The 4267-nt window shown below is 49.9% G+C and carries 4 protein-coding genes; 2 read left to right on the top strand and 2 right to left on the bottom strand.

Features of this window, described 5'->3' with window-relative positions; all coding sequences use genetic code 11:
- Window positions 1-248 precede the first annotated feature (248 nt).
- Window positions 249-1109, bottom strand: coding sequence for a universal stress protein (locus KDK14_RS09460; RefSeq protein ID WP_257264853.1), 861 nt, complete (start codon window positions 1107-1109; stop codon window positions 249-251).
- A 70-nt stretch (window positions 1110-1179) separates the two neighbouring features.
- Between KDK14_RS09460 and KDK14_RS09465 the strand changes: the two genes are divergently transcribed.
- A complete protein-coding gene (locus KDK14_RS09465; RefSeq protein ID WP_257264854.1) occupies window positions 1180-1383 on the top strand; it encodes a hypothetical protein in 204 nt (67 codons plus the stop codon).
- A 211-nt stretch (window positions 1384-1594) separates the two neighbouring features.
- Window positions 1595-3997: an ankyrin repeat domain-containing protein gene (locus KDK14_RS09470; RefSeq protein ID WP_257264855.1), complete on the top strand. Its 2403-nt coding sequence runs from the start codon at window positions 1595-1597 to the stop codon at window positions 3995-3997.
- 45 nt (window positions 3998-4042) lie between these two features.
- On the opposite strand, the gene KDK14_RS09475 is transcribed toward KDK14_RS09470, so the two are convergent.
- Window positions 4043-4267, bottom strand: a 225-nt coding sequence (locus tag KDK14_RS09475; RefSeq protein ID WP_257264856.1) for a hypothetical protein, incomplete at its 5' end; no start/stop codon positions are given.

A 4267-nucleotide genomic window follows, 5' to 3' on the forward strand; every position in this document is an offset into this window, starting at 1 on the left:
GAATAGTAGTTCTATTTACTAAAAATTTCCGGCTTTTTAGACCAATTTTCTGCCACCGCACGACTGCATGAATGCAGGAGCTAGAGCAACGCAGGAGCAGTTGCCGCGTAGGGCAGTCTATTCTCGGACAGCCTCCTGACGCCACCCTCAGGGAAGAAAAATGGTTAAGCAAAATATTTTTCACGGCAAAGAGCTGAATTTATTTTGCAACAGCTGCGAGCATGGGGTCTGGCAGCTGTTATGACGGCCTATTTACCCAATTCCCGTTCCAGTGGGATCATATGGTGTTTAGGCTGAAGTACCAGAATATCGGTTTTAACCTCAGAGATAAGGTGTTCAGCGGTATTGCCAATCGCAAAGGCACTAATACCGGTTCTTGCGTGAGTGCCAAGAATCAGCAGTTTGGCATCGATTTCTGTAAGCAGCGCGGGGATCATGGTCTCGGTTGGGCCCGGTTTAATATGGAAATAGTCTTCGTTCAGAATGAACGTCCGGGCATATTCCTGACAATGCTTTTGGTAGTAGTCCTTGTCCGTCAGTCCATCACCATGATCCTGAATCGCCAGCATCGTTGTCGGGTAAGCGGTGGCCAGATGCAGTTGTGACGAGAACACATGGGCAATGTCCGTAGCGTACTGCAGGATCGCCTGGTTAAGCACGCTGTGGTAGTGATCCCTTGGGTCGGCGTTTATGGCAGCAAGGATTTTGCCGCTGGTCCAGTTGCTATTATCATGAACCAGCAGTACAGGAACCCGGCAGCGACGCAGGAGGCTCCAGTCTTCAGGCGTAGAAAAGGCTTTCTGAAGGGCGGTGATGAGCTTGGCGTCCTTGACCACAAGGTGACAGCGTTCCATCTGCCGCACATGAATAATGGTTTCTATCACAGAGTCATGCCAGGTTTCATGCAGATAAACCTCCTGACCCTGAGCCATCAGTGGCTCAGCCAGTGCTTCCAGTCGAACCATTGATTCACTATCCGCTTTGGGGTTTGGCGCAAGAATATGCAGGGCAGCGCCGGTTACCCGACAGATCTGGCTGGCCCGTTCAAGGGCAAGCTGTTGCGCCTTTCTGGTATCCACAACGGCCAGAACCTTGGTAATTCCACGCATAATTTTTCCTCTCTTGTCGGATATTTTGATTTTTTTAGTGCCATTATGCATGAGCGTAACGGATGTTTTAATGACTACGGTCAATAAAAATCCGCTGAAACTCGCATCAAGGGCCGCAATCAGCTCACCGGCCTGTGAAAGTGGATCTGACAACATCAGTCAGTTAAACATGGAGAAGTCAAATATTCGACCGTGCCAACAGCTAAATCGTTTTTCGCTTATTGATGAGTATCTGCTCAAAGGTAGCCTTTCCCTGAAATACGACAAGTGCTGAAAGAAGTAATAGGATGAAGATTTTCTGTGGCTTTTTCAGCATAGGCATAGCGTCCAAAGCATTCTGTACTATGTCGTTCATGAATTATTTGAATCAGCAAATATTGGTGTCTATATATTATTGGGTGATTTACTCATCACAGGGTATTTTTGAGAAAAAAAAGAGTCCGAAGTATTGAAAAGGTTTCCGATAACTGAACAGGAATAAAAAAATGCATAGTTCGGGTTGCAGTTCTGATAATCAGATGGCATTCACCAGCACAATGCCGTCTGGACTTGATGCCACGGATAAGTCGTCAGCCCCGGTTCCTGTCTTGCCAAAAGACACTTCCCTTGCCCATAACAGCCCTGTACCGGACACTGCCCTGACGGCAAGAACCATCACACCATCAGGGCATCATAACCCACAGCCCCTGCCGGAAAACTGGCAATGGCAATTGGTGTCTGGAATTTTGAATGGAGAAATTCACGCCATTTCAGTATTGCTTCAACAGGGTGCCGATGTTAATTGCAACCTCTCCAGCCAGATTGCGACATTGGATCAACAACCTGTCAACATTAGCGGAGTAGACCCCTCTATCGCTGCCCAACTGGTCAGGGCTGTTGAGCAAGAATTGCCATACACCCCGCTCTGGCTGGCCGCAATCACTGGCAATCCTGAATTGGTAAAGCTTCTGCTGTCTTCGGGGGCACATCTTGAGTGCACTAACCCTCTCATTGCACCACTGACAGGAGCTGCCGCTGCCGGGCATCGGGAGATCGTCCAGATTCTGCTGGAACATCATGCCGACATACAGGCTGGCAGCACCACAGGTGTCAATTCGCCACTGTACTGGGCCATTAAAGGTGGCCATCAGGATTTGGTGGCGTTTCTGGAAAAGAACGGTGCCCGTTTGCAAATCGGCTGCCCGGGCAGGGATGCCCCGATTCACCATGCCGCCAGAATGGGGTTTTCCAGAGTCGTAGAGTATCTGCTCAATCGGGGCGAGGACATTGATAACCAGAGTACCGGGCAGCTTACCCCGGTTTATGCCGCGGCATCCTGCGGCCATTTTGAGCTGGTCAGGTTACTGCTTGAGCGAGGCGCAAACAATAGCCATGGTGAAACCGGTGAAAATACCCTGATCTGGGCAGCCTGTTTCAGCGGTAAACTGCAAACGGTCAAATATCTGCTTGACCAGGGGGCGGACATCAACGCCGGTTGCGAAGACTTCGACGCCATCAACAGTAATACCAACCCTTGGAAAAAACCCTACCCCATTGAGGCTGCTGCCTATTCTGGCAGTTGGCAACTGGTGGAGTACTTGCTTGAGCGTTATAAGCTGAGAATTGATGCTCCTGGCGTTGGCACCCCCCTGTTCCGCCACGCTGCAGAGGGTGGCAAGGTGGTGATGATGGATTACATTGCCAGCAGGGCAACCATCAACATTGATGCGAGGGGTTACTATTCCCCGATCTCTTCCGCGGCCCGCAGTGGCTCCATCGAAGCGGTGGCGTGGCTACTGGACAAAGGTGCAGACATTCATGCCAACTGCCGAGGCCAACAAACCCCAATATGCCAGGCCTGCGCCCAGGGGCACTTTGAACTGGCCAAATTCCTGGACAGCAAGGGCGCAAGACTTCACGATGCCGGGTGGGGTTCGCCACTCTATTGGGCAGCCAGCGCTGGCAGTCTGGATACCGTGGCATACCTGCTTGACCGGGGCGTCAATGTCGATGCCGCTCATTCAGGCTTTTTTACCCCTATCTACACAGCAACAAGGAGGGGTTTCGGGAAGATTGTGGAATATCTGCTGGAAAAAGGTGCAGATGTTAATGCCAACAGTCGTGGGCGCACTACGCCTGTCGTTGAGGCCGCAGCGCAAGGACACCTTGGGCTGGTCAAGTGCCTGGTGCATCAATCCGCAACCTGTGAAGCAGGCCGTTTGCTCAATGCCGCTGCAAACGGAGGTCATTGCCCCGTATTAGAATACCTGTTTGAAGAGAAGGCAATACTGCAGCATATCGAGCCGTCATACTTTTCCATGGCACTCATTCAAGCGTCTCTTCAAGGCCGACTGAACGCAATAAAGTACCTGCTTGGCGCATTCCAGACCCATTTCAGTGCAGCTCCCGGGCCTGACATCTCTCAACCCCTCTGGTTAGCAGCGCAAAGAGGTGATATTGATGTGGTGAAGTATCTTGTTGAGCTTGGGGCTGACGTTAATGTGGAATGCCAGAGCCTTGGCAGCGCACTTTGGACTGCATCACAGTCTGGTCGTCTGAGTACCGTCATGTACCTGTGTCAACAAGGTGCCAACATTCACTACTCCAACCCGGCCAACAATGCGGACGTACTTTCCATTGCTGAGCAAGAGGGCCACCAGGATGTGGTTCGATTCCTGCAACAACAGCTGAATCCCTTGTCCGGAGTGCTTTCTCCCGATGGGGCAAAAAATGGATCGAATGTAAAATGGAGCAGCGATGTTATTGAACAGGAAACAGAACTCCATTTTCCTTGTCATTCGAATACAGTTGTTGCTGAAAATAATCTCTCACCAACGGCAAGGCATAATACGAAATTATTGGACTCACTAACATCAAAAATGAGCGAATTGAAAGCGAATCAAGATTAGCAGCAGGTAATTCTTTAATAACCATCTTTGCGTAATCAGACTCAGTCATAACTGCCTTGCATATTCTCTTACATATACCGTTAATGCCAGCTCGTAATTATCAAGAATCCCGATCTCGCTCATCAAAGACCGCACCAGCCGATTACCCAGACTCTTTGAGAAAGAGGTAAATTGCTCACCACAGTTGTCTACCGGACAATTCAGGTACATATTGGGACCTGAATCCGTAAGGTTTTGATTGCACCGGAAGAATTTTACCAATTTAATATA

The sequence above is a fragment of the Endozoicomonas sp. ONNA2 genome (assembly GCF_024606365.1).
In the GTDB taxonomy this organism is placed as follows: domain Bacteria; phylum Pseudomonadota; class Gammaproteobacteria; order Pseudomonadales; family Endozoicomonadaceae; genus Endozoicomonas.